This is a genomic window from Peterkaempfera bronchialis (assembly GCF_003258605.2).
Lineage (GTDB): Bacteria > Actinomycetota > Actinomycetes > Streptomycetales > Streptomycetaceae > Peterkaempfera > Peterkaempfera bronchialis.
The window spans coordinates 6,897,171-6,921,997 of the sequence record NZ_CP031264.1; the positions used below are offsets into that span (position 1 = coordinate 6,897,171).

Sequence of the window (24,827 nt, forward strand, 5' to 3'; positions counted from 1 at the left end):
GCTGCCGGGGCTCCCCACGCCGCCTGTCTGCGCGAGCTCTAAGGTACAAGCCGGACGGCGTGACGACCGCCGCGCGCCTGGATCCAGCAGCTGGCCGGCCCGCTCCCCACCAGCTAGCGCCTCGCCCGCCGACGCGGCAGACGGGCGTGCCAGGGCACCACCCGACCCGGGAGCCGGGCACGCGATGGTCTGCGCGGCCCGGCTCCCATTGCCCGCCCCCTGGTGGTCAGCGGCCCTGTGGTCAGCGGCCCTGCGGTGGGCTGCCGTGGCGGGCTGCGGCGAGCCGGGCGACCGGTTGCGGTGCCGGGTCCGGTACGTCCGGTGGGCCGAGCGCGAAGGCTTCGCGGAGCGCGGCCACGGCCAGCTGCCGGGCCTGGGCGGCACGCGGGGAGACGGCGTCGAGGTGGAGCGCGGGGTGGATCACGCCGAGGCAGCGGGTGGCCCGGACCGGTACTCCGGCCGCCGCCAGCCGCTCGGCGTACGCCTCGCCCTCGTCGCGCAGCGGGTCGTACTCCATGGTCAGCACGGTGGCCGGTGGAAGCCCCGCCAGGTCGGGGGCGCGCATCGGGACGGCCTGCCAGGGGGCGTCGGGGAACGCCTCCTCGGGCATCGCCAGATAGGTCTGCCAGCAGAGCCGCATCACGGCCCGGGTGCAGCCGTAGCCGTCCCCGAGAGTGCGGTAGGAGCCGGAGTCCATGGCGGTGTCGAGGGCCGGGCAGATGAGGAGTTGGTGGGCGATCGGTGGCCCGCCCGCGTCGCGGGCGAGCATGGCCACCACGGTGGCGAGGTTGGCACCGGCGCTGTCCCCCGCCACCGCCAGCCGGGCGGGGTCGCCGCCGAAGGACGCGGCGTTGGCGGCGGCCCAGGCGGTGACCGCCCAGGCGTCGTCCAGCGCCGCCGGGAAGGGGTGCTCGGGGGCGAGCCGGTAGCCGACGTTGAGGACGACGGACTCCGCCTCCGAGGCCAGCGCGCGGCAGACCGGGTCCATATGGTCGATGGAGCCGGTCATCCAGCCTCCGCCGTGGAGGTAGACGACGACCGGCAGCGCGGACCCGGGGCGCGGGTGGTAGAGCCGGACCGGGACGGGGCCGCCCGGGCCGGGCACCGCGAGGTCCCGGACCTGCGCCACCGGGGCGGTGGGCGCGCAGTACGCCACCATGCTCTCGATGACGGCGCGGAACTCGGCGAGCGGCAGATCCTGGATGGCGGGCCCGGTCGTGTGGGCGTCCAGGAAGGCCGCGATCCGGGGGTCGAGCGCCATCTCAGCGGGCCCCGGCCCGGTGCCCGGTGGGGCCGGGCAGCGGCAGCAGGTTGCCCTTGACCCGGGGGACGCAGCGGTCGAGGCTCGCGCCGCGCCCGGCGAGGACCCGGAAGCCGGTGGGGCGGAGGCGCAGTTCCAGCGCCCGCACCCGGTCGAGGTTGCCGAGGGTGGAGAGCCGTTCGCGCAGGGCGGCGCTGTCGAAGAGGCTCTGGGGGCGGACGAAGCGGTCGCTCTCCGGCTCCAGGCCGTCCAGGTCGATGAACGCCACCCGGTCGGGGCAGTACACCCGGTCGGCGGCCAGCCAGTCCAGGCCCAGCCCGTCGAAGAGCCCGGGCACGTCGCCGAAGCGCATCGGCTGGACCACGGGGTTGAGGTAGGCGTCCGCGTCGAACACGTCCTGCTCGGCCTGGCTCAGCGCCGTCCCGGTCCAGCCGGCCGGGAAGCCGTACTCGGCGAGCGGCAGGCTGAGCCCCAGCAGCCGCACCGTCTCCAGGCCGGCGGCCGGGTCGTCGGCCGGGGCCAGCAGCTGGACCAGCTCCCGGTCCAGCATCCTGCCGTGCTCGCCGAGCGCGTGGTAGAGCCACAGGTGCAGCAGTCCGTCGTCGCCGAGGTGCTCGGTCAGCCACCGCAGCCCGGCCCGGGGGTCGGGCAGGTGGTGCAGTACGCCGAAGCAGACGACCAGGTCGAAGCGGGTCGCCAGGTCGAGCTGCGGCATGGTGCCGTGGACGAAGTCCACATTGCCGACGCCGTGCCGTTCGGCCAGGCCACGGGCGATGTCAAGGGAGCGCCGGCAGGCGTCCACCCCGGTGAACCGGGCCTCCGGGTGCCGCCGGGCCAGCGCCACCAGTGTGTGCCCGGTGCCGCAGCCGGCGTCGAGCACCTGGAGGCCGTCCAGCGCGGTGTCGCCCAGTACGAGCGGCAGCTCGTCCGCGACGACGTCGATCAGCCCGGAATCCGGTTCCGGGGAGGGAAAGGGAAAGTCCTCGTAGAGTCGTGCGACCTCGATTGCCATCGGGAGAAGACCCCTGTTCGTCGGCGAGGGATGCGGAAGAAGTCCGCAGATGGACAGCCTTCGGGGTAATTCTGAAAAATCCTAGGCCGCGCCCTTCCGGTGAACAACCCGGGTGCGCCGTTCGGGTGTCCTCCGGCCCGGGACGGGTTGATCGCAAACAGTTTCGAGTCGCGGTTCCCCGGGGTGGAGCCTAGATTGGGCGGCGACCGGCCGTAAGGAGATGCAGATGAAAGGGCAGCCGTGCCCGCCGGAGGAATTCCCGGACCTGTACGACGCCATCGCCGACGCCTATGACCGGCTGGACGACTGGATCGTCCGCGAATGGGGGGAGAAGCCCCGACCGGAGCGGGCGGATTTCCTGGAGAGGTTCTGGGCGGACCGCCCCGACGCGGTCCGCAGCGTCCTGGAGGTCTGCTGCGGCACCGGTCTGATGCTGGAGCAGCTGGCCCTCCGGGGGTTCGAGGTCACCGGACTGGACCGGTCGGCGGCGATGCTGGACCACGCCCGGAAGCGCCTGGGCGACGAGGTGCCGCTGCTGCACGCGGAACTTCCCTCGATCCCCGTGGACCGGCGGTTCGACGCGGTGATCAGCCCCGGAGCGGCATTCAACTACCTGCCCGGCGAGGACGACCTGGCCGCGACCTTCCGAGCGGTGGCGGAGGTGCTGCGCCCCGGCGGGTCATTTGTCTTCGACATCCTTTCCCGGACCATGATGGACGGCCATGCCGGCCGCAGTGTCTGGGCTGCCGACCTCGGCGACCTGGCATTCATCTGGGAATTCAGCAATTCCCCTTCCGGTGGTTACTGCGATGCCACCTACACCCAGTTCCTCCGCCATGAGGCAGAACTCGAAGGCCCCTACACCAGGACCCGGGAACTGCACCGCCTGTACCCCCTGGACCCGGAGATGATCCGCCGAGTCGCCCGCGACTGCGGATTCACCGACCCGGCCGTCCACGACAACTACACGCCCGAGCCGGCCCATGACGCCACGCTCTATGAGACGTGGACGTTCACCCGCGCATAGCCGAGTCGGCACACGTCACCGCACAAGGAGTGGAAATGAAGGGACAGCCGTGCCTGTCCGCCGGATACCCGGAGCCGTACGCGGCCACGGCGGACACCTACGACCGGCTCGTCGGCTGGGCGATCGACCAGTGGGGCGAGAGCCCGCGCCCGCAGATGGCAGCCTTCCTGCAGAGCCTCTGGTCGGACCGCGCCCGCCCGGTCCGCGAGGTCCTGGAGGTCTGCTGCGGCACCGGCCTGATGCTGGAGCAGCTGGTTCGCCTGGGGTACTCGGTCACCGGGCTGGACCGCTCGGAGGCCATGCTGGGCGAAGCGCGGGCCCGGCTGGGCGCGCAGGTGCCGCTGGTCCACGCCGAACTCCCGGAGATCCCGGTGCGGCAGGAGTACGACGCGGTGGTGTGCGCCGCGGCGGCGCTCAACTACCTGCCCGACCACGACACCGTCGTCAAGACGTTCCACGCGGTGGCGGGCGTCGTCCGCAAGGGCGGCTCATTCGTCTTCGACCTGCTCTCCCAGCAGCGGCTGCGGAATGACTTCGGCACCCAGGTGTGGGCCGGTGACCTGGACGACCTGGCGTTCATCTGGAAGTTCGAGCACCACCCGACGGGCGGCTTCTCCGACCTGACGTACACCCAGTTCCGCAGGGCCGGAGGCCCGGGGTCGGACTCCTACACCGCCGCCAGGGAGCTGCACCGGCTCTATGCGCTGGACCACGACACCGTCCGGGACGCCGCCCGGGACGCCGGATTCACCGACATCGCGGTCTTCGACAACTACTCGTCGCGGCCGGTCGACGACTCCACCAACTACGAGACGTGGACGCTCACGCGCGCCTGACCGCCGCAACCGGACGACGTACCCGGTCCGAGGACCGGCCACCGGGAAGGACCTGGCAGTGCTCCTCTGCGGACTCAAACTGACCCATGACGGCGGAATCGCCGTACTCGACGGCAGCGACCTGCTGTTCAGCATCGAGATGGAGAAGCTGGACGGCAGCCCGCGCTACCAACCGCTGGACCGGCTGGAGCTCGTGGAGGAGGTGCTGCTGCGCGAGGGGGTGCACCCGGACGAGATCGACACCTTTGTGGTGGACGGCTGGTTCGCAGCAGCGGGCGAGTCCCGCCCGCTGCTGCGGGTGACCCGCGAGGGGCGCCCGGCGACGGTGGAGGTGGCGCCCTACAGCGAGGTGGAGGCCGGACCGGGGACCGACCCGCTGCGCCGGTACACCTTCGACGGACTGCCGCTGGGGTCGCGCACCGTCGGCTACGCCAGCTACCACCACGCCACCCAGCACCTGCTCGGTTCCTACTGCACCAGCCCGTTCGCCGCCCGGGGGGAACCGGCCCTGGTCCTGGTGTGGGACGGCGGCATGGTGCCCACGCTCTACCGGGTGGACCCGGGGCCGCCGCTGCGGGTGCGGAGCCTGGGCGGGCTCTTCCCGGTCTACGGCAGCGCCTTCGCGGACTTCGCCGCGCAGTTCGACCCCTTCCGCCAGGCGGGCGCCCCGGAACCGGCCTTCGACGAGCACACCATGCCGCGCAACCTCGATGTGGCCGGCAAGGCCATGGCGTACGCGGCGCTGGGCCGGGACGAACCGGACTTCCACCCGGTCCTCGGTGCCGAACTCGCCCGCCTCCCGCTCACCTTCGACACCGGGGTCGAGCTGGGCCAACGGGTCGGCCGGGACCGCGAACGGCTCTGGCCGGGCGCCTCCGACGCCGACCTGATCGCCTCCTTCCAGGGCTACCTCGGAGTCCGGCTGCTGACCGCCCTGCGCGACCGGCTGGCCGAGCTCGCCGGGACCGCCGAGGCGGACGGGAGCGCCGCAGGGCCGCCCAACCTCTGCCTGGCCGGCGGCTGCGCCCTCAACATCAAGTGGAACAGCGCCATCCGCTCCAGCGGCCTGGTCCGCGAGATCTGGATCCCGCCCTTCCCCAACGACTCCGGCGCCGCCCTGGGCACCGCCACCGCCGAGCTGGTGCACCGCGGCGGCACCCGGCTGGACTGGTCCGTGCACCGGGGACCGGTCGTCATCCCGGCAGGGGCGGAGCTGCCGGGCTGGCAGTCCCAGCCCTGCGACACCTCGGCGCTGGCGAAGGTGCTGCACGAGACCGGCGAACCGGTGGTGGTGCTGCACGGGCGTGCCGAGCTGGGGCCCCGGGCACTGGGCGGGCGCAGCATCCTGGCGACGGCCACCGACGCCAAGACCAAGAACGTCCTCAATGACATCAAGGAGCGGGAGGACTACCGGCCGGTCGCCCCCGTCTGCCTGGAGGACCGCGCCCCGGAGATCTTCTCCCCGGGCTGCCCCGACCCCTACATGCTCTTCGACCATGCGATGCGGCCGGGCTGGGCCGAGCGGATCCCCGCCGTGGTGCATCTGGACGGCACCGCCCGCCTCCAGACCGTCAATACGCGGCAGGACCCCTTCCTGGCCGATGTGCTCGCCGCGTACGAACGGCTCAGCGGCATCCCCGTGCTGTGCAACACCAGCGCCAACCGCAAGGGCCGGGGCTTCTTCCCCTCCCCCGAGGCGGCGGCGCAGTGGGGCCGTACCAGCCTCATCTGGTGCGAGGGGCTCCTGTACACGCGCCGTCCGTGACCGGGGCGGCCCGCCCTGCACCGGCGGGCCGCCCCCCACACGTCCGGACCGAGCAGGAAGGGACAACCGCGCATGTCCGACCAGGACCGCGCCGGGCAGCCCGCCCGCGCAGCCGCACCGAAATCCCGCACCACCGGGCCGGCCGTCCGCCGCGCCTGCCCCGCCGACGCCGACACGGCGGTGGCGATCCTCGCCCAGGCGTTCCAGGACGACGCCGTCACCGCCTGGGTCTTCCCCGATGCCCGCCGCCGCCGCGCACTGCTGCCGGACTTCTTCCGCGTCGTCGTGGAGGACCTGCTGGCACACGGCGAGATCCACCTGGCCGACGACTCCGGCGTCGTCCTGGTCGTCCCACCCGACGCCCCGGACCCCACCCCGGGCGAGCTGCGCCGCCATGAGAGCCGGTTGCGCGCCGCCACTGCGGAGTGCGGTGACCGGGCCGTGGCCATCGCCCGGCTGCTGGACGAGCACCATCCGCGCGACCGTGCCCACTCCTATGTGGTCTTCAACGCGGTACGCCCCGCCCGCCAGGGGCGCGGGGTCAGCAGCGCGATCCTGCGCCAGGTCACGGCCCTCGCGGACGCGGTGGACGCGGGCTGCTATGTCGAGTGCAGCAGCCCGGAGAGCCTGGAGCTGATGGTCCGCCATGGCTTCGCCCCGCTGCCGGTGGTCCCGCTGCCCGGCGGTCCGGTGCTCCGCCCCGCGTGGCGCGAGCCGCTGCCGACCGGGCGGCCCACGGCGGCACAGACAGCGAAAGAGGCAGCGGCCCAGACGGCGGCAGAGGCAGCGGGGCAGCCGGCCGAGGCGGTCGGATGAGCACGGCCGTGCGGTCGGCGCCGCAGACCATCCGGGACTGGTCGCGCGCCGTGGACGGCATCGGACCCGGCAGCCCCGCCCCGGCGTTCCCCTTCGCGGAGGCGACGGCCGCCGTCCGGGCGCACGGCACCGCCGAGCTGCCCGCAGAGCTGGCCGAAGCCCTGGTGGACGCCGCCCGGACGGCGCGCACCCGCGCCGGGGAGCCGCCCGACGAGAGCTGGTTCACCGACCGGTGGCTGCGGTCCGCCACCATGACGGCCACCGCCACGCAGTCCTATGAGGCGTACACCATGTGCGGCCTCTTCGAGCAGTACTGCCGGTCCGGCCCTGCCGGGTACCAGCAGCACGCACGCCTGCTGAGCGCCGCCCTGACCGCCGACCTGATCCGCCATGAACTCGACGCGGCGCCCAGCGACCGACCGGACGCCCGCACCGCCGCCGCCACCCGCCTGACCGGCGACCTGTGCCAGGCCATCCGCCCCGGGGGCGCACCGCCCCGGCCGCTCGGCCACGACGCGGCGCTGCGGCTCTGCACCCGGCTGATCCACCGGCTCTGCCGCACTCAGCCGCCCGTGCTGCGCCGCATCGTGGACTGCACTCCGCTGCCCGCCACGACCGAACCGGACGAGTACCTGTTCACCCGGTCGGTCCAGATCATGGAGGTGCTCTCCGCCGTGGCGGCCGAGCAGGCCGGCGAGGCGCGGAACCGGGGCCCGCACCAGCCCTCCGGCCTGCCGCCCCGGCTGCACGCCCTCGCCGACACCCTGCGCCATGCGACCCGGCTGTTCCACCTCCTCTGCACCCTGGACGCCGGGCAGTTCGCGCATATCCGCGACGCCACCTACGGCACCGGGGCGTTGCAGTCCCCGGCCTTCGCCGCGCTGGAGCGGTGCTGCCGGGGCGAGCAGGCGCTGCGGCCGGAGACCCTGGAGGCGGTGCCGCTGGACCGCTCACCGCTGCCCGAGATACCCCTGCGGCAGGCCCTGGCCGCCCTGCGGACCCGGCTGGACCCGGAGGCCGCCGCCCGGCTGGACGAGGCGGTCACGGCCGTGGACACCGCCTGGGTGCGCTGGAAGCGCACCCATCGCGGGGTGGCCCGGCGGATCATCGGGGACGTCCCCGGAACGGGCGGAACCGACGGCCTCTCCTATCTCAACCGGCATCTGGACACCCCGCTGCTCACCCACCACGACTGACAGGAGGCACCGGGTGGACCACATGAGTCCTCAGGAGTTCCGGCAGTTCGGCCATCGCACGGTCGACTGGATCGCGGACTACTGGGAACGCCTCGAATCCCTCCCGGTGGCGCCGGAGGTCGCGCCGGGACAGGTACGCGGCCTGCTGCCCCGGCACCCGCCCGAGCACGGGGAGCCGTTCGAAGCGCTGCTGCACGACCTGGACGGCATCGTCGTCCCCGGTCTGCTGCACTGGCAGCACCCCCGGTTCCTGGGCTACTTCCCCGCCAACACCTCCGGCCCGGCCGTCCTGGCGGACCTGCTCTCGGCGGGCCTGGGCGTCCAGGGCATGACCTGGTCCACCAGCCCGGCCTGCACCGAACTGGAGCAGCACGTCCTGGACTGGCTGGTGGAGATCCTGGGGCTGCCCGACCGCTTCCGCTCCGACGGCAGCGGCGGCGGCGTCATCCAGGACACCGCCTCCAGCGCCCTGCTGGTCGCGCTGGTCTCCGCGCTCCACCGGGCCGGGAAGGGGATGGTCCGCCGCGAGGGCACCGGCGGTCGGCGGTTCGGCCTCTATGTCACCGGCGAGACGCACTCCTCGGCGGTCAAGGCGGCGATCATCGCCGGGCTCGGCGAGCAGAGCGTACGCCAGGTGCGCACCGACCCGGCCACCCTCGCGCTCGACGTCTCCCACCTGCGGACCCTGGTCATGCGGGATGTGGCCGACGGCGTCACCCCGCTGCTGGCCGTGGCCACGGTCGGCACCACCTCCACCACCGCCGTCGATCCGGTGGCCGCCATCGGCGAGGTCTGCCGCCGGCACGGGATCTGGCTGCATGTGGACGCCGCCTACGCGGGCGTCGCCGCCGTCTGCCCCGAACTGCGCTGGCTCAACGAAGGCGTCGCCGAGCACGCCGACTCCTACTGCACCAACCCGCACAAGTGGCTGCTGACCACCTTCGACTGCGATGCCTTCTGGGTCGCCGACCGGGCCTGGCTCACCGAGGCGATGACCATCCTGCCCGAGTACCTGCGCAACGCCGCCACGGAATCGGGCCTGGTCACCGACTACCGCAACTGGCAGGTCCCGCTGGGGCGCCGGTTCCGCGCGCTCAAGCTCTGGGCGGTCATCCGCTGGTACGGCGTCGAGGGGCTGCGCCGGCACATCCGGCAGGGCATCGGCCTCGCCGCCGAGCTCGCCGAGTGGATCCGCGCCGACGAGCGGTTCGAACTCGCCGCGCCGCACCCGCTCTCCCTGGTCTGCTTCCGGCTGCGCACCCCGCCCGACGCCGACCCGGACACGGCCAACCTGCGGCTGCTGGAACGCGTCAACGCCTCCGGCACCACCTTCCTCACCCACAGCCGCATCCACGACCGGGTCGTGCTGCGGATCGCCGTTGGCGGCACCTTCACCCAGCGCCACCACGTGGAGCAGGCCTGGCAGTGCCTGGCCCAGGAGGCATCACGCATCCTCCGCTCCACCCCGGCCTGACCGCGCCGGCACGTGGAGCACTATGCAAAATGAAAATCACGATGCAGGAAACGAAACACCGTCGAACGAGCAATCAACAGGCTCAAGCAGCCGCGGGCCGTGGCCACTGATGCGACCTAGCCGCCGCGCGGTCCTGCGGGCTGCCTTGCCCGCAGGGCCGCGCCGGGGCAGGTGGTCAGGCGGTGGGCCACTCATGGGCCAGCACCGACCAGACCTCCTTGTCGTGGCGGACGCCGTTGTGGGGGAAGTACTCGCGCAGCACGCCGTCGCAGGTCATGCCGACCCGCTTGGCCACATTGCCGCTGCGGGTGTTGGCGGTGGAGGAGAGCCACTGGACCCGGCTCATGCCGCGCACGGTGAACGCCCAGTCGATCAGGTGCCGGACGGCCCGGGTGACCAGCCCCCGGCCCTCGCCGGCGGCCTCCGTCCAGACGCCTATCTCGCAGACCCCGCTCGCGGCGTCGAAGGTGACGAACATGACGCCGCCGACCAGCACCCCGTCCAGCCAGATCCCGTAGATGCGACCGCCGTCGGCGGCCTGGCTGTCGGCGTACCGCTGGAGGGTGGCCCGTGCGGAGTCCAGGTCGGTGGAGCGCGACGCCCAGGGGATCCACGGGTCCACGGTCGGCCTGGCGCGGTCGATATGGGCCAGAAACTCCGGCGCCTGCCACGGCTCCAGCGGCCGGAGCTGGGCATGGTCGTCGAGCGGGATGGCGAACACGGGCAACCTCCGTACGTAACAAACGTTCGGTATGTAATCTAGCGCCATGCCGCCCGCGAAGACAGACCATGCCGCCCGCCGCCGCGACGTCTCCGAAGCCGTCTGGAAGGTCATGGCGTCCCAGGGCTTCGGTGGACTGACCCTGCGCGCCGTCGCCGCGCAGCTGGGCGCGTCCACCGGCCTGGTGACGCACTACTTCCCCAGCAAGCAGGCCCTGGTCGCCCATGCGCTGGCCATCCTGGAGGAGCGCACCGAGCAGCGCCCCCGGCGCGTCCCCCCGGCCGAGGGCATCGCCGCCCTGCGGACCGCACTGCTGGACATCCTCCCGCTGAGCGCCCCCGACACCGTCAGCAACCGGATCTGGGTCGGCTCCTGGGACACCGCGCTCGCCGACCCGCAGCTCGGCGCGGACCAGGCGGCCCGCGACGACCGCTCACGAGCCCGGCTGCGCCGCCATGTGGAGGCGGCGCAGCAGCGCGGCGAGCTGCCCGCCGACGCGGACCCGGAGCGGCTGGCGGTGATGGCCCTGGCCTTCACCCATGGCCTGGTCGTCCAGGCACTGTTCAGCCCGGCCCTCTTCCCACCGGAACGGCAGCAGCAGCTGGTCGACGACTTCCTCGCCGCACTGCGCGCCCAGGCGGTGCCCGGCGCGGGTTCCGCCGGTCAGGGTCCGGAGATGATCTCCCCGTTGTAGCGCCCGCCGAAGCAGTACGCGAGCCCCTGCGGGGAACCCATCACCTTGCCGCCGCCTTCGACGCAGATATGCGCCGGTACGGTCGTCGGCGCCGCCGGGACGGTCGGCTGGGCGGTCGCGGGGACCGCACCGAGGCCGAGCAGGGCGGCGGAGACCGCCATCGGGCCCAGAATTCGTCGGATCCGCATGGTGACTCCCCTGGTAGGCGATGCGTGTCCAACACCTTCACCGTATTCGCGCGCACGGCGGGATGCGATGCGGGCCTGCTCGGCGGTGAGTGCGACCCAGGCGGCCGTGGGGCAGGCTGGGAGGGGAGAAGGCGCGCGAGCCCGTCAGTCATGCAAAGGTCGAGTCCATGGCCCAGAACGAGGAGCCGCCGGAGCCGCTACCGGGCACGCCGGAGCTGTACCCGCCCCTGGACCCGCATCTGCTGGAGATCGCCGAGCAGCTCCAGGAGCTGGCGCGCGCCCAGGGCAGGTTGCAGTCCCTGCTGGCCGCGATGCTCTCCATCAGCCGCGACCTGGACCTCCAGATGGTGCTGCGGCGGATCGTCACGGCGGCGATGGAGCTGAGCGGAGCCCGCTACGGCGCCCTCGGCGTGCTGGACGAGACCGGCGAGAAGCTGGTCGAGTTCATCCCGCTGGGCCTGAGCGAGCAGCAGCGGGCAGAGCTGGCCGGGGTCGACCTGCCGCACGGGCGCGGTCTGCTGGGACATCTGATCCGCCACCCCGAGCCGCTGCGGGTCGACGACATCGCCCACCACCCGGAGTCGGTCGGCTTCCCCGTGGGCCACCCGCCCATGCACACGCTGCTGGGCATCGCCATCAGCGTCCACCACCGCGTCTATGGAAACCTCTATCTGTCCGACCGGCGCGACGGCCAGCCCTTCGACGGCCAGGACGAGGCCGTGGTCGCGGCGCTGGCCGGCGCCGCCGGCGTCGCCATCGAGAACGCCCGGCTCTTCGAGCAGGCCCGGGCCAGAGCCGAGCAGTTCCAGCGGCTGCTCCTGCCCAGGCTGCCCGACCTGCGGCCCTTCACCGCCGCTGCCGCCTACCGGCCCGCCACCAGGCCCAACCACCTCGGCGGCGACTGGTACGACGCCCTGCTGCTGCCCGACGGAGCCTGCGCGGCGATCATCGGCGATGTCGTCGGCCATGACCTGGAGGCCGCCGCCGCCATGTCGCAGACGCGCAATATGCTGCGCGCGCTGCTCTACGACCGGGGCGCACCGCCCAGTGCGGTCCTCGCCCAGCTCGACCGCACCCTGCACTCCATCACCGAGGACCCGGTCACCACCGCCTGCCTGGCCCGCATCGAACCCGACGGACCGGCCTCCTGGGCGCTGCGCTGGAGCGTCGCCGGGCACCTCCCGCCGCTGCTGCTCACCTCCGACGGGCATGCCCGCTACCTCTTCGCCGATCCGGACGTCCCCCTGGGGGTGGACACCGCACGGCCCCGCCATGACCACACCCACCCGATCCCCGCCGGGGCCACCGTCATCCTCTTCACCGACGGCCTGGTCGAACACCATGACCGCGCCATCGACGCCGGTCTGTGCACCCTTGCCTCCCTGGCCGCCGCCCACGCCGACCAGCCTCTCGACCGCCTCTGCGAGGCGCTCGCCGACCAGCACCCCAGCGACGGCCATGACGACCTGGCCATCCTCGCCCTGCGCACCCCCGGACCCGGGTGACCACCCGCAGCGGCCGACGATCCCCGTACAGCGCGAAGACTTGACGGCATGTCCATGCCCTGTAAAGTCACAGCCTAAATTATGCCGTGAACAAAGGGGGGCGTGCCTCCGTCGTCCTGTCAGGAGCGTGACGTTCCCTGCCATCCCATGCCAAGGCCCGGCTTCCGGCATGCCCGGCTTCCGGTGTGCCCGCGCGCACCGGAGCGGCCCTGCCGACCCTGACCCGGCCCGCATGGGACGGCCCGGCCGTCCCGCTCCGACCTGCGGCGGAGGCATCCCCGACGCCCCCTCACCTCGGGCTGTCGACGAGGTCGTTCACCGCCCCGTACGCCCGGCGCCCGCTCCCCCTGCGGGGCGCACCCGGGCGTCCTCAAGCAGAAACGGATTGTGAGAGCCCATGAATCGGACCCGAGTAGCCCTGGGCATCGGGGTGGCCTCCCTGGCTGCTGCCACGGTGACGGCGCTGCCCGCACATGCCGCCGACCCCACCGGCCAGATCACCGGGTACGGCGCCAAGTGCGTGGATGTGGCCGCCGGGAGCAGCGCCAATGGCACGGCGGTGCAGCTCTACGACTGCAATGGCACCACCGCGCAGCAGTGGACGGTCGGCTCCGACGGCACCCTGAAGGCGCTGGGCAAGTGCCTGGATGTCACCGCCGCCGGTACCGCCAATGGCACCAAGGTGCAGCTGTACGACTGCAATGGCACCGCCGCGCAGAAGTGGACCGCGAGCGGCGGACAGCTGGTGAACACCGGCTCGGGCCGCTGTCTGGACGCCACCGGGCCCAGCTCGGACAACGGCACCCGGTTGCAGATCTGGGACTGCACCGGCGGCTCCAACCAGAAGTGGACCCTGCCCACCGGCGGCGGCACCACCCCGCCACCGGCCGGCGCCATGGCGGTCGCGCCCTATCTGTACAACGGCTGGGGCAACCCGCCCGACCCGACCACCATCATGTCCGCGACGGGCGTCAAGTGGTTCACCCTCGCCTTCGTCCTCAGCAACGGCTCCTGCAACCCGCAGTGGGACGGCGGCCGACCGCTGACCGGCGGCGTCGACCAGACCACCATCAACAGGATCCGCAGCGCGGGCGGTGACGTCATCCCGTCCTTCGGCGGCTACAGCGGCAACAAGCTGGAGTCCTCCTGCACCAGCGCCGCCGCGCTGGCGGGCGCCTACCAGAAGGTCATCAGCGCCTACGGCCTGAAGGCGATCGACATCGACATCGAGGCCGACGCCTACAGCAACGCGACCGTGCAGCAGCGCACCGTCGACGCGCTGAAGACCATCAAGGCGAACAACCCCGGCATCACCGTCTACGTCACCTTCGGCACCAACCAGTCCGGCCCCGACAGCAGCCTGGTCAAGAAGGCCGCCGCCGCCGGTCTCACCGTCGACAGCTGGACGATCATGCCGTTCGACTTCGGCGGCGCCGGCAAGAACATGGGCACCCTCACCCAGCAGGCCGCGGAAGGTCTGAAGAACGTCCTCAAGAGCGCCTACGGCTACACCGACGACCAGGCGTACCGGCACAGCGGCATCTCCTCGATGAACGGGATCACCGACGACAAGGAGACCGTCACCGTCGCCGACTTCCGCACCATCACCGGCTACGCCCAGCAGCACCACCTGGCCCGGCTGACCTTCTGGTCGACCAACCGGGACCGCCCGTGCGCCGCCGGCTACCCGAACGACGACACCTGCTCGGGCGTCTCCCAGCAGGCGTGGGACTTCACCCGGGCACTCACCGCCTACACCGGCTGACCGGCGCATTTTCCCCGTGGTCCCGGCGCAGCCGCGCCGGGACCACGGGGCGCTCATGCGCCGACCCCTCACGCGCCGATCCCCTCACGCGCAGATTCCCCTCACACCCAGGAGGACCCTCTCCCATGCTCCGGACCAGCACGGCAGGCTCGCTGCCGCGCATGCTGACCCGACTGCTCGCGCTCTGCGCGCTGCTGCTGGGGCTCGCCGCGGCCCCCGGCTCCGGCACCGCCCAGGCCGCCTCGGCCTTCAAGGTCATCGCCTTCTACAACGGCACCTATGACGCGGCCCACATCAACTTCGTCCAGGAAGCCAACCGGTGGTTCCCCCAGGCCGGCGCACAGTACGGCTTCACCTACACCGCCACCAACAACTGGGACCAGCTCAACACCGCCAACCTGAAGAACTACCAGGTGGTGCTCTTCCTCGACGACGCGCCCCACTCGGCCGCCCAGCGGTCCGCGTTCCAGCAGTATGTGCAGGGCGGCGGCGGCTGGATGGGCTTCCATGTCTCGGCGTTCACCACCGACCCCGGATCGTGGTCCTGGTACTACAACGACTTCCTGGGCACCGGCTCGTTCAAGTCCAACACCTGGGGACCGACCTCGGTCACCCTGCGCACCGAGGACCGCACCCATCCGGCGACCTCGGACCTTCCCGCGACCTTCACCTCCTCGGTCAGCGAGTGGTACAGCTGGACCAAGGACCTGCGGCAGAACCCCAACATCGACATCCTGGCGTCCATCGACCCCTCCAGCTTCCCGGTGGGCACCGACCCCAACCAGTCCTGGTACAGCGGCTACTACCCGATCCTGTGGACCAACCGCGCCTACCGCATGCTCTACGCCAACTTCGGCCACAACGCGATGGACTACGGCACCAACACCGGGCTGTCGTCGACCTTCGCCAGTGACACCCAGAACCGCTTTGTGATCAACGGACTGCGCTGGCTCGCCCGCGTCGACACCACCACCCCGCCCGGTGGCGGCACCGCGCGGACCGGTGCCATCACCGGGTACGGCGCCAAGTGCGTGGATGTGGCCGCCGGGAGCAGCGCCAATGGCACGGCGGTGCAGCTCTACGACTGCAACGGCACCACCGCGCAGCAGTGGACGGTCGGCTCCGACGGGAGCCTGAAGGCGCTGGGCAAGTGCCTGGATGTCACCGCCGCCGGTACCGCCAATGGCACCAAGGTGCAGCTGTACGACTGCAATGGCACGGCCGCGCAGAAGTGGACCGCGAGCGGCGGACAGCTGGTGAACACCGGCTCGGGCCGCTGCCTGGACGCCACCGGGCCCAGCTCCGCCAATGGCACCCGGTTGCAGATCTGGGACTGCACCGGCGGCTCCAACCAGAAGTGGACCCTGCCGGCCTGACCCCGCCGACGCCCGACCGCGTCGACGCCCGACCGCGCCGGGGGCCGGTCAGCCCCCGGCGCGGTCCAGCGCGGCCAGCTGCGCCGGGCGGGCCTGCCCGATCGACCCGGCCAGCGCCCTCACCGCCGCGTCGCCGCCCGCCTGCTGCTCGGATTGGGCGAGCCGGGCGGACTGCTCCAGGTACTCCCGCAGATTGCGCAGCACCAGCTGGTCGAACTCCGGGCCGGTCGCCGCCCGCAGGGCGCGCTGCTCCTCCGGGTTGAGCATGCCGGGCATGTCATGGCCCTCGTGCACATTGGTCTCCGGCAGCCCGGTGCGCCGGAACAGGGTGCGCAGCCGGTCCAGTTCGGAGGCGCAGTCGGGGGCGAGCCGGGCGGCCAGCTTCCGGACGCCGGGGTCGGCGGCCCGCTCGGGGGCGAGCGCCAGCATCCCGCCGATCTGGTCGTCCATCGGCATCATCAGCTGGACCCAGGCGAGGTCGGTGGGGCTGAGCCCGCCCGGCCCGGCCTCGGCGGAGGCGTCCTGCGTGGCCTGCGTTGGCTGCGTGGCCTCGGCGGCCTCGGCGGCCTCGGCGGGCGGGGGAGCCGGGGTGCCGCCGTCCGCCGAGGCCGCGCAGCCCCCGGTGGCGGCGGCGAGCAGCAGCACCGCTGCGGCGACGGCCTTCATGTCCATCCTCTCCACTGGTCCATTGGTCCACCGGTCGACGCGGGGTGGGACCGGGTTCGCCGGTCCCACCCCGCCGGGTGGCTCGGTGCCACCGGGGCTTACGGGTTGCCGTTGGCCCCGCACTTGATGATCGGGTTGATGCAGTTGCGCACCCGCCGCTCCAGTTCGTCGGTCGGCCACGCATTGAAGAAGTCGCCATGCATGGTGTAACCGGGTCCGGAGGCGAGCCGGAACCGCGACGGGTCGCCGTTCACCGGGTACCGCAGCACCTGGCGGAGCTTGGGCACCGGGACGGGGTGGGTCGCCGGGCAGGTGCCGTTCACCGGGTAGGCCATGTGGCTCTGGTGGTCCGGCGAGTCCAGGTCACGGCCGTTCCAGCACTGCGGGAAGTCCAGGTACGACTCCAGCATGGTGCCCGCCGGGCAGCGGACGAAGTCATGGGACGCCCCCGCCTCGTTGGCGTGCAGGCAGGACCAGCGGGAGATGGTGCGGTCGTCCGGTCCGGTCGCCTTGGCGTTGCCCGCGACCACCCGCAGGCCCTTGGGGAAGGGCTGGATCTGCGCGATGACGTCGTCGCGGACACCTTCGCCCAGGTAGTAGAAGGTGGTGCCGGTCGGCTCGACGGGCTGGTTGTCGACATAGAGCGTCGGCACCCAGTACGAGGAGAGGTCGATCACCGGATCGCAGGTGCTGGAGGCCTTCTCCAGGTCACCGAGGTTGGTCGCCGCATTGGTCACGGTGTTGCCGAAGAAGCTGTGCATATGCGAGGCGCCGGGCAGGTTCGGGAAGACGATCGGGTCGTCGGGCAGCCGGTGGGTGAACGGGCACTCGGCGAGGAACTCCGCCACCCGCACCGCACCCGGTGGCACGGTCGGGGGCGGTGTGCCGGTCTGCTCGCCGTAGACCTGGAACTCCCAGAGCGAGATGCCCCACTGGGTGGCCCGCTGGGTGGCCAGCAGCCGCACGTAGCGACCGCTGCCCGAGACGTCGAGGGTCTGGTTGCCGCCGGTGCCGTCGGTGACGGTCCGGATCGTCGTCCAGGAGGAGCCGTTGCCGGAGGTCTGCAGCTGGAAGCCCTTGGCGTAGGCGGTCTCCCAGTTGAGCACCACCTTGGTGATGGTGGTGGTGGTTCCCAGGTCGACCTGGATCCACTGGTTGTCGCTGGGGGCGCTGGACCAGCGGGTGCCCAGATTGCCGTCGACGGCCGCGGCTGCGGGCGTGCCGGCGTTCTCCGTCGAGGAGACGGAGACATTGCGGCCCTGCGAGACCAGGGTCGGGGCGGCCTGCGCCGCCGTGGAGCCGCCATAGAGCATGGATGCGGTGAGACCGGCCAGAGCGAGGCCGGTCAGCAGGTTGCGCCACCGCCGTGTCGAGCCACGGCGGCGTGCGCGGAATGGGGTGATCACAGCTCTCCTTCGGGTGGGGTGGAGGCCAGGAGCCACAGGGGTGAGAGCGCTCTCTCAACGGACGGTAAAGGGGTCTCCAGGACCCCGTCAAGTAGCTGGGCGAAGGCTCCTGAGAGCGCTCTATCGAACCCTGGTGTTCAACTACCGTCCGGCGGCCGGGTCGCCGCTGCCCGCCGCCCGCAAGGTGATGCGCGCGGCGTAGTCGGGCATCCGCTCCTGCGGCCGGGACGCGGGGGAGCGGTGGCGGTCGGGGAGCTGCCCGCGCGGGACGCGGGTGACGGCGATGGCCGCCGCGTCGTCGGTCAGCTGTCCGCGCACATGGGCGAGGACGTCCTCGCGCAGGCGCTCCAGAAGCTGGTCGGGGGCGCAGCCGTGCCAGTCGGCGAGCCGTTCGGCGAGGGGGTAGAAGGCGCCGGAGTCGTCCCGGGCCTCGATGATGCCGTCGGTGTAGAGCAGCAGCAGGTCGCCGTCCTCGAAGGCGAACGCGTCCAGGGGGTAGTCGGGGTCGGCGAACTCGCCCAGACCGAGCGGGGGCGCCGGTTCCCGGTGGGCGAGCGGGATCACCGTGCCGTCGTGCAGCAGCAGCGGAGGAGGGTGTCCGCAGCTGATCAGGTGGATGTGCCGACCGTGGTCGGGGATGTCGAGCAGCGCGGCGGTGATGAAGCACTCCTCGTCCTCGTCCAGTCCCCAGCGGACACTGGCGTCCAGGTAGGTCATCAGGGCGGGCAGGGCCGCCTGCTGGTGGGCCGCTCCATGGAAGGCGCCGAGCAGCAGGGCGGCATCGCCGACGGCGGCCAGCCCTTTGCCTCGGACGTCGCCGATGAGCAGCCGGCTGCTGGTGTCGGTGCGGGTGGCCGCGTAGAGGTCGCCGCCGATGTGCGCCTCGGCCTCGGCGGCCAGGTAGACCGAGGCGATCTGGAGCGGGCCGATCCTCGGGGGCAGCGGCCGCAGCAGGACCTGCTGTGCCGCCTCGGACACGGAGCGTACCTGCTTGAGGACCCGGGCGTGCCGGTCGCGCAGCACGGTGAAGATCACCACCACCGTCGAGGCGGCGGCCAGGGCGGCGATCTCGGCCTGCCGGCTCTCCGTCCCGAGGACGCCGTGCAGGATGGCGACGATGATCCGGGCGGCAACGGCCAGCGCGCTGATGCAGGCGGTCAGCCGGGGGCCGGCGAAGGAGGCGGTGACCGCGGGTGCCACGACCAGCAGGGGGCCCAGTTGGATGTCCGGGCCGGTGAGTGCGTCCGCGATGGAGATCGCCGCGATCAGCGCGAGCGGCAGCGTCGCCAGCGCGTGGGCCGGTCGCCATCGCGCTCGCATGCCTTCAAGGCCCCACGACAGATACACGCGCTCGCATACCCCCACCGCCGTCGGCACATGCGGCAGCCGTACGGTCGCGCTGACCACCAGTGGTCCCGGGCCGGGCCTCCTGCGTGTCGCGGTCACCGGCCGGGGCGCCCCGAAGCAACCGGCCGCTCGCGGCTGTCCGGGTGGGCTCCGCCGGCCGGTGCCGGGCCTTTCCGGCGGCGGTGTCCAGGCCTTCCGGGAAGGCGGCGGCACCGCGCCGACCAGCGCCTTCCGCGCCGCCCGGCCGTGACCGGACCGGCCCCGCAACAGCGGCGGCGGTGGCCGGAGGCCGGGCAGGTGTGCGGCGAAGCGACGACGTCGGCCGGGTCGCGGACGGGCCATGATGGACGGATGACCACGCGCCGCGAACCGAACCCGGATGCCACCGGACCGTCGCTGTCGCAGCTCCTGCGGCTGATCGACCCCGGGATGCTCGACGTGCTGGCGGCGCCGCGCGGCACCGACATCCCCGTGGCCGACGTGGTGCTGCACGATCCCGGCGAGGACCGGGACGAGGACCGGGCGGCATCCGGCCTGGTCCTGCTGGTGGTCGGGGTGGAGGCCGCCTCGCCCGACGCCGAGGACGTACTGCGCGCCGCCGACCGGGCCGGAGCCGCCGCCGTGGTGATGCGGCGCGGCACCCGTGGACCGAGGGCGGCGCTGGTCGCGGCCGCCGAGAGCGGGCGCACCGCGCTGCTGACCCGGCACCCGGACCGGGACTGGACGGAGGTGCTCGGCCGGCTGCGGACGGCTCTGGCGCACAACGCCGCTTCCGGTTCGGCCGCCGTGGCCGGGCTGCGTCTCGGCGACCTGTCCGGGCTGGCCAACACGGTGGCGGACCTGGTCGGAGGTGCGATCACCATCGAGGACCCGCAGTCGCGGGTCCTGGCGTATTCGCGGATGGACCACGAGCCGGACCCGATGCGCAGGCTGACCATCCTGGGCCAGGAGGTACCCCGCTGGAGGGTCGCGGAACTGCGCGAGAGCGGCTTCTTCCAGGCGCTGTGGAGCACCGACGACGTGGTGCGGCGACCCGCCGACGACCGGTACGCCGAGCGGCTGGCCATCGCGGTGCGCCACGGCAGCGAGGTGCTCGGCTCGCTCTGGGCCGCCGCCGACGGCCGCCCGCTCGCCGAGGGGGCTGCGGCGGCGCTGCGCACGGCGGCCCGGGCCGCCGTACCGCACCTGGTGCACCACGAGGCGTGGGGGCGGGCGGCGGCCCGGCGGCGGGAGGAGGCGGTGCAGGCCCTCCTCGAAGGGCGCCCGGACGCGGAGCAGGCGGCGCGCACCGTCGGGGTGGCCCCGGACCGGCCGCACACGGTGCTGGTCGCGGAGGCGTACGACACCCGGGCGCTCGACGCGGCAGCCGCCCCGGCCGCCGACGGGGCGGCGGAACAGCGCGTGCTGGATGTGCTCGCGCTCCAGGCCGCCGCCTACCGGCCGGGGTGTGTGACCGCACGCTCGGGCCGCCGCCTCTTCGTGCTGGTCCCTGCGGGCGGCAGCGCGGGCGGCGGCGCGGGTGGCAGCGCGGTCGAGCCCGCGCGCCAACTGGTGGCCACGGCCCGCTCGGTGCCGCACACCGTGGTCTTCGCGGGCGTCGGACCGGTCGCGGCGAGCCTGTCTGAGCTGCCCGCCTCGCGGGAGGCGGCGGAACTGGTGGTGCGGGTCCTGCGCGGACGCGCCTCGGCGGTGGGGGCCGCGTCGGCGGTGTCGGCGTCTGCGGTCTCCGACGACGTCGCCTCGGAGGTGGCCCTGCTGAAGGTGCTCGACCGGGTCGAGCCGTTGTGGCAGGCCATGTCGGGGCCGGTGCACGCGATGGTCGCGCACGACCGCGCCCACGGCTCGGAGTACGGCGCGTCGGTCACCGCGTACCTGCACGCGTTCGGCGACACCGGCGCGGCGGCGCAGCGCCTGAATGTGCACCCCAACACCCTGCGGTACCGGCTGCGCCGCGCCCGTGAGCTCTTCGGCGTCGATCTCACCGACCCCACCGGCCGACTGCTGGCGGACATCGGGCTGCGGCTCGCCCCTCGCCTGGAGTGAGACCGGGGGAGTCCAGGAGGGCGAGGCACTGGTGATCGTTTTGCTGTCCGGGCCGCCAAGCGTGCTGCCAAGGCCTGGTCGCGCCGGATGAAGACGCACCTCCCTCCGCACGGTGAAGCTGTCCTTACCGCTCGCAGCAGCAGGCACCGCCCAGGGCGCGCGGGCTGCGGACGCTCCCTCCCGACCGATGTATGAGGTGTGGTTCACATGAGTTCCGGTTTGGCCCAGCGGCGGCGTACGGCCCGCGAAGCGGCGCTGACCCGCGCTGTCGATGACGGTCTGCTGGGCCCGCAGTCGCCCCTGATCGGCCTGCTGGACGTGGACGGCGTACTCGCCGCAGTCGACGCCCTGCACCAGGCGTTCGACGGACCGGCCCCGGTGCAGCACACGTTCGCGGCCAAGGCGTGCGGCCTGGTTCCGGTGCTCCGCCTGCTCGCCGAGGCCGGCATGGGCTGCGAGGTCGCCTCCCCGGGCGAACTGGAAGAGGCGCTCGCGGCCGGCTTCACCGTCGACCGGCTGGTCTTCGACAGCCCGGCGAAGACCGTCGAGGAGCTGGAGTTCGCTCTCGCCCACGGCATCGCGATCAACCTGGACAACTTCCAGGAACTGGCCCGGGTCGACCGCCTGCTGACCGGCCGACCGGCCGCCGGACCGGTCGGACTGCGGGTGAACCCCCAGGTCGGGGCGGGTGCCATCGGGGCGATGTCCACGGCCACCAGCACATCGAAGTTCGGTGTCGCGCTGCGTGACCCGGGCGCGGTCGAGGCCGTGGTCGAGGCGTTCGCGCGCCGCCCGTGGCTGAACCGGCTCCATGCGCACGTCGGCTCCCAGGGCTGCCCGCTGCCGCTCATCGCCCAGGGCATCCGCGCGGCCTACGAGCTGGCCGAGCAGATCAACACCACCCTGGGCCGCCGCCAGGTGACCGGGCTGGACATCGGCGGCGGGCTGCCGGTGGACTTCGGCAGCGACGAGGACCGGCCGACCTACGCGGAGTACGTCGCCGAACTGCGCGCCGCCGTGCCCGACCTCTTCGACGGCCGCTACACCCTGGTCACCGAGTTCGGCCGCTCGCTGCTCGCCAAGAGCGGCACGATCGCCTCCCTCGTCGAGTACACCAAGTCGGCCGGCGGACGCCGCATCGCGGTCACCCACGCCGGCGCCCAGGTGGCCACCCGTACGGTCTTCATGCCCGACGCCTGGCCGCTGCGGGTCGGCGTCTTCGACGCGGCGGGGCGCCCCAAGCAGGGTCCGACCGAGGTCATGGACATCGCCGGACCGTGCTGCTTCGCCGGGGACCTGACCGCCGTGGGACGGGAACTCCCGGCCGTCGAACCCGGCGACGTGGTCGCGCTCTATGACACCGGCGCCTACTACTTCTCCTCGCACTTCTCCTACAACTCGCTGCCCCGCCCGGCCGTGTACGGCTACCGGGTGGACGCCGCCGGACAGGTGCGCTTCGCGCCCGTACGCGACGCGCAGACCCTGCGCGAGGTGGTCGAGGAGAGCGGCGCCGCACACGTCGACGCCCTGGTGGCCCTGCTCCCGGGGAACGGATCGCTCCCGGGGGACGGATCGGACCGGTCGGCGGAGGCGACCGCGTGACCCGTGTCCTGATCTCCGCCGACATGGAGGGGGCGACCGGCACGGTCTCCCCGGCCGACCGGAACGGGCCTGCGCCCTGGCCGGGGTGGTCATGGCGGCCCCCGCACCGTACGCCTGGAGGCCCCCGACGCCCGCGAGGCACTGCGCCGCTTCCGCGCCCGCTGCTACGTCATCATCGTGGCCGTCGAGGCGGTTGCGGGCGCCGCGATCCTGCACGCCTGGATCGGGCTGCCGCTCTGGGTGCTGGCGATGGGTCTGATGGCGATGATGACCGCTACCAACCTGCTGTCGGTGCGGTCACCGTTCTTCCCGTATCCGACCTGGGTGGTGATGGCCGGCTTCGCCGCAGTCCTGGTGGCCATGGCGGTCATCGGCGACCAGCGCACCCAGCTCTTCACCAGCCTCGGCAGCCTGGCCGTCGTCCTGCTCGCCTACACCGTGCGCCGCGCCCGGGGCCCCCGGCCCGAGCCGACCACCGCCGATGACGCCGATGACACCGGCGTCGCCGATTCGACGGTGAAGGCCGTCGCCGACTCCTGACGGAGGTGTCCGGGGGCCGCACCGGCCCCCGGCGCGGGTGATCTCGTCAGGTAGCGGTGGCCGCCCCGCGCCGACCGGAGACGGGGATGAGGGGCACGGCCGCGTGCCCCTCATCCCCACCGGCCGGACCGGAGCCGCTACGGCTGTGCCGCGCCTGCGGCCGGTGCCGTGGCACGGCCTTCGGCAGCGCCGTCCGCAGGCCCGTCGGTCTGGGCGTCGCTGAAGGACATCACCGGCGGCCTGCGGCTGAACAGGCGGGTGAGGAAGAGCAGATAGAGGAATCCGGCCCCCATCCAGCAGAGCCCCACGGCGAAGGTGACACCGGTCAGGCTGGTCCACAGCCAGAGGGTGAGGACGAACCCGACGAGCGGTAGCACCCCGTAGGAGAGCAGGTCGCGGCGCGAACGCCGCCCCTGGTCGACCAGGTAGTGCTTGACCACGCTCAGGTTGACCACCGAGAAGGCGATCAGGGCACCGAAGTTGACCATCACCACGGCGTTGTCGAGGCTGATGAAGAGCGCGACCAGCCCCACGGCGGAGACCACGGCGGTGGCCGTGACCGGGGTGCGGAAGCGCGGGTGCAGGGCGCCGAACACCCGCCGGGGGAGGACCCCGTCGCGGCCCATCGAGTAGAGGATCCGGGAGACGCTGGCCTGGGTGGTGACGGCGGAGCCGAACGCGCCGGCCACATAGACCGCCACAAAGAACGAGGTGAAGGCGGAGCCGCCCAGCTTGGCCATGATGTCCAGGCCCGCGCTGTCGGGGTCGGCGAAGGACGGGTCGGGGTGGACCAGCGCGCCCATCCAGGAGACCAGGATGAACAGCAGACCGCCGACGACCGTGGTGAGCAGGATCGCCCGGGGGATGGTGCGGCGCGGGTCCTTCGCCTCCTCCGACATGGTGGAGACCGCGTCGAAGCCGAGGAAGCTCAGGGCGAGGATCGCGGCCCCGGAGAAGGCCGCCCCCATACCGGCGCTGCCGGGGACGAAGGACCCGAACGGCGCGGCGGCGCCATGGCCGGAGACATGGTGGACCGAGAGCGCCACGAAGACGACGACCAGGATCCCGGCCAGGGCGACGACCAGCATGCTCAGCCTGCTGATGGAGTCGACCCCCAGCACATTGAGGACCAGCGCCAGCACCAGCGCGGCCAGCACGAAGACCTGCTGCGGCACAGCGGGGAACTGGCTGTGCAGATAGATGCCGATGAGCAGGAAGTTGATCATCGGCAGGAAGAGGTAGTCCAGCATCAGCGTCCAGCCGACCATGAAGCCGACATGCCCGCCGAAGGTCTGCTGGGTGTAGGTGTACGCCGACCCGGCGGTCGGGAAGGCGCGCACCATCCGGCCGTAGCTGAAGGCCGTGAAGAGCATCACGACCAGGGCGATCACATAGGCGGCCGGGAGGTGGCCGTCGGTCACCCCGGTGACGGCGCCGTACGTGGTGAACACCGTCACCGGAGCCAGGTAGGTCAGGCCGAAGAGCGTCAGCCCCGGCAGCCCCAGCACCCGCTTGAGTCGGGGCTGGGCGGTTGTGCTGGTACCCGTCATGGACGGTTCCTTCCAGGGGGGTTTCGGATTGCGGGGT

20 protein-coding genes and 2 pseudogenes are annotated in these 24,827 nt (G+C 72.6%); 13 read left to right on the top strand and 9 right to left on the bottom strand.

Going from position 1 to position 24,827, the window contains the following annotated elements; all coding sequences use genetic code 11:
- Window positions 1–241: 241 nt before the first annotated feature.
- A complete protein-coding gene (locus C7M71_RS29480; RefSeq protein ID WP_111490693.1) occupies window positions 242–1,261 on the bottom strand; it encodes an alpha/beta hydrolase in 1,020 nt (339 codons plus the stop codon).
- Window position 1,262: 1 nt separating this feature from the next.
- A complete protein-coding gene (locus C7M71_RS29485; protein ID WP_111490694.1) occupies window positions 1,263–2,273 on the bottom strand; it encodes a class I SAM-dependent methyltransferase in 1,011 nt (336 codons plus the stop codon).
- A gap of 226 nt (window positions 2,274–2,499) precedes the next feature.
- On the opposite strand from C7M71_RS29485, the gene C7M71_RS29490 reads away from it, so the two are divergent.
- The 6 genes from C7M71_RS29490 (at window position 2,500) to C7M71_RS29515 (ending at window position 9,387) form a co-directional block, all read left to right on the top strand.
- Window positions 2,500–3,300 carry a class I SAM-dependent methyltransferase gene (locus tag C7M71_RS29490; RefSeq protein ID WP_111490695.1) on the top strand — a complete coding sequence of 267 codons (801 nt, stop codon included), beginning with the start codon at window positions 2,500–2,502 and terminating at the stop codon, window positions 3,298–3,300.
- A gap of 35 nt (window positions 3,301–3,335) precedes the next feature.
- Complete coding sequence (locus C7M71_RS29495; protein WP_111490696.1) at window positions 3,336–4,136, top strand: class I SAM-dependent DNA methyltransferase; 801 nt, start codon at window positions 3,336–3,338, stop codon at window positions 4,134–4,136.
- 58 nt (window positions 4,137–4,194) lie between these two features.
- Window positions 4,195–5,901, top strand: a complete 1,707-nt coding sequence (locus tag C7M71_RS29500) for a carbamoyltransferase N-terminal domain-containing protein (RefSeq protein ID WP_111490697.1) — start codon at window positions 4,195–4,197, stop codon at window positions 5,899–5,901.
- Window positions 5,902–5,973: 72 nt separating this feature from the next.
- Window positions 5,974–6,717, top strand: coding sequence for a GNAT family N-acetyltransferase (locus C7M71_RS29505; protein WP_111490698.1), 744 nt, complete (start codon window positions 5,974–5,976; stop codon window positions 6,715–6,717).
- Entirely contained in the window at window positions 6,714–7,913 is a 1,200-nt protein-coding gene (locus C7M71_RS29510) for a tryptophan 2,3-dioxygenase (protein WP_111490699.1), read from the top strand. Before C7M71_RS29505 ends, C7M71_RS29510 begins: the two co-directional genes overlap by 4 nt.
- 22 nt (window positions 7,914–7,935) lie before the next feature.
- Window positions 7,936–9,387 (top strand): pyridoxal-dependent decarboxylase, encoded by a 1,452-nt coding sequence (locus tag C7M71_RS29515; protein WP_111490705.1) that lies wholly within the window; start codon window positions 7,936–7,938, stop codon window positions 9,385–9,387.
- Window positions 9,388–9,562: 175 nt separating this feature from the next.
- Here C7M71_RS29515 and C7M71_RS29520 read toward each other — a convergent pair whose 3' ends face one another.
- Entirely contained in the window at window positions 9,563–10,108 is a 546-nt protein-coding gene (locus C7M71_RS29520; protein ID WP_111490700.1) for a GNAT family N-acetyltransferase, read from the bottom strand.
- A gap of 46 nt (window positions 10,109–10,154) precedes the next feature.
- Here C7M71_RS29520 and C7M71_RS29525 point away from each other — a divergent pair, with 46 nt between their 5' ends.
- Complete coding sequence (locus tag C7M71_RS29525) at window positions 10,155–10,802, top strand: TetR/AcrR family transcriptional regulator (RefSeq protein WP_111490701.1); 648 nt, start codon at window positions 10,155–10,157, stop codon at window positions 10,800–10,802.
- Here the strand turns inward: C7M71_RS29525 and C7M71_RS29530 are convergent.
- A complete protein-coding gene (locus tag C7M71_RS29530) occupies window positions 10,772–10,990 on the bottom strand; it encodes a hypothetical protein (RefSeq protein WP_162824468.1) in 219 nt (72 codons plus the stop codon). The two genes, C7M71_RS29525 and C7M71_RS29530, sit on opposite strands and share 31 nt — an antisense overlap.
- 167 nt (window positions 10,991–11,157) lie before the next feature.
- On the opposite strand from C7M71_RS29530, the gene C7M71_RS29535 reads away from it, so the two are divergent.
- The 3 genes from C7M71_RS29535 to C7M71_RS29545 all read left to right on the top strand — a co-directional run bounded on the left by C7M71_RS29535 (window position 11,158) and on the right by C7M71_RS29545 (window position 15,636).
- Window positions 11,158–12,495: a PP2C family protein-serine/threonine phosphatase gene (locus C7M71_RS29535; RefSeq protein WP_111490703.1), complete on the top strand. Its 1,338-nt coding sequence runs from the start codon at window positions 11,158–11,160 to the stop codon at window positions 12,493–12,495.
- A gap of 397 nt (window positions 12,496–12,892) precedes the next feature.
- Window positions 12,893–14,260 (top strand): chitinase, encoded by a 1,368-nt coding sequence (locus C7M71_RS29540; protein ID WP_114914635.1) that lies wholly within the window; start codon window positions 12,893–12,895, stop codon window positions 14,258–14,260.
- Between the two features lie 125 nt (window positions 14,261–14,385).
- A complete protein-coding gene (locus C7M71_RS29545) occupies window positions 14,386–15,636 on the top strand; it encodes a ThuA domain-containing protein (protein ID WP_111495160.1) in 1,251 nt (416 codons plus the stop codon).
- Between the two features lie 48 nt (window positions 15,637–15,684).
- Here the strand turns inward: C7M71_RS29545 and C7M71_RS29550 are convergent, their stop codons facing one another.
- The 4 genes and pseudogenes from C7M71_RS29550 to C7M71_RS29560 all read right to left on the bottom strand — a co-directional run bounded on the left by C7M71_RS29550 (window position 15,685) and on the right by C7M71_RS29560 (window position 19,028).
- Window positions 15,685–16,308, bottom strand: a complete 624-nt coding sequence (locus C7M71_RS29550) for a DUF305 domain-containing protein (RefSeq protein WP_114914636.1) — start codon at window positions 16,306–16,308, stop codon at window positions 15,685–15,687.
- Window positions 16,309–16,400: 92 nt separating this feature from the next.
- Window positions 16,401–17,162, bottom strand: a pseudogene (locus tag C7M71_RS33315) (DUF1996 domain-containing protein); the annotation flags it as partial.
- 111 nt (window positions 17,163–17,273) lie between these two features.
- A pseudogene (locus C7M71_RS33320) lies at window positions 17,274–17,615 on the bottom strand (discoidin domain-containing protein); the annotation flags it as partial.
- A 234-nt stretch (window positions 17,616–17,849) separates the two neighbouring features.
- Window positions 17,850–19,028, bottom strand: coding sequence for a PP2C family protein-serine/threonine phosphatase (locus C7M71_RS29560; protein WP_111495030.1), 1,179 nt, complete (start codon window positions 19,026–19,028; stop codon window positions 17,850–17,852).
- A 378-nt stretch (window positions 19,029–19,406) separates the two neighbouring features.
- Between C7M71_RS29560 and C7M71_RS29565 the strand changes: the two genes are divergently transcribed.
- From C7M71_RS29565 to C7M71_RS31140, 3 genes are all read left to right on the top strand, one after another.
- Window positions 19,407–21,098, top strand: a complete 1,692-nt coding sequence (locus tag C7M71_RS29565) for a PucR family transcriptional regulator (protein ID WP_114914637.1) — start codon at window positions 19,407–19,409, stop codon at window positions 21,096–21,098.
- Between the two features lie 207 nt (window positions 21,099–21,305).
- Complete coding sequence (locus C7M71_RS29570; protein ID WP_111493481.1) at window positions 21,306–22,700, top strand: type III PLP-dependent enzyme domain-containing protein; 1,395 nt, start codon at window positions 21,306–21,308, stop codon at window positions 22,698–22,700.
- Between the two features lie 177 nt (window positions 22,701–22,877).
- Window positions 22,878–23,240 (top strand): hypothetical protein, encoded by a 363-nt coding sequence (locus C7M71_RS31140; RefSeq protein ID WP_175607762.1) that lies wholly within the window; start codon window positions 22,878–22,880, stop codon window positions 23,238–23,240.
- Between the two features lie 137 nt (window positions 23,241–23,377).
- On the opposite strand, the gene C7M71_RS29580 is transcribed toward C7M71_RS31140, so the two are convergent.
- The gene (locus C7M71_RS29580) at window positions 23,378–24,790 is read right to left on the bottom strand and encodes an APC family permease (protein ID WP_111493479.1); all 1,413 of its coding nucleotides are present in this window, start codon (window positions 24,788–24,790) and stop codon (window positions 23,378–23,380) included.
- Between the last annotated feature and the right edge of the window lie 37 nt (window positions 24,791–24,827).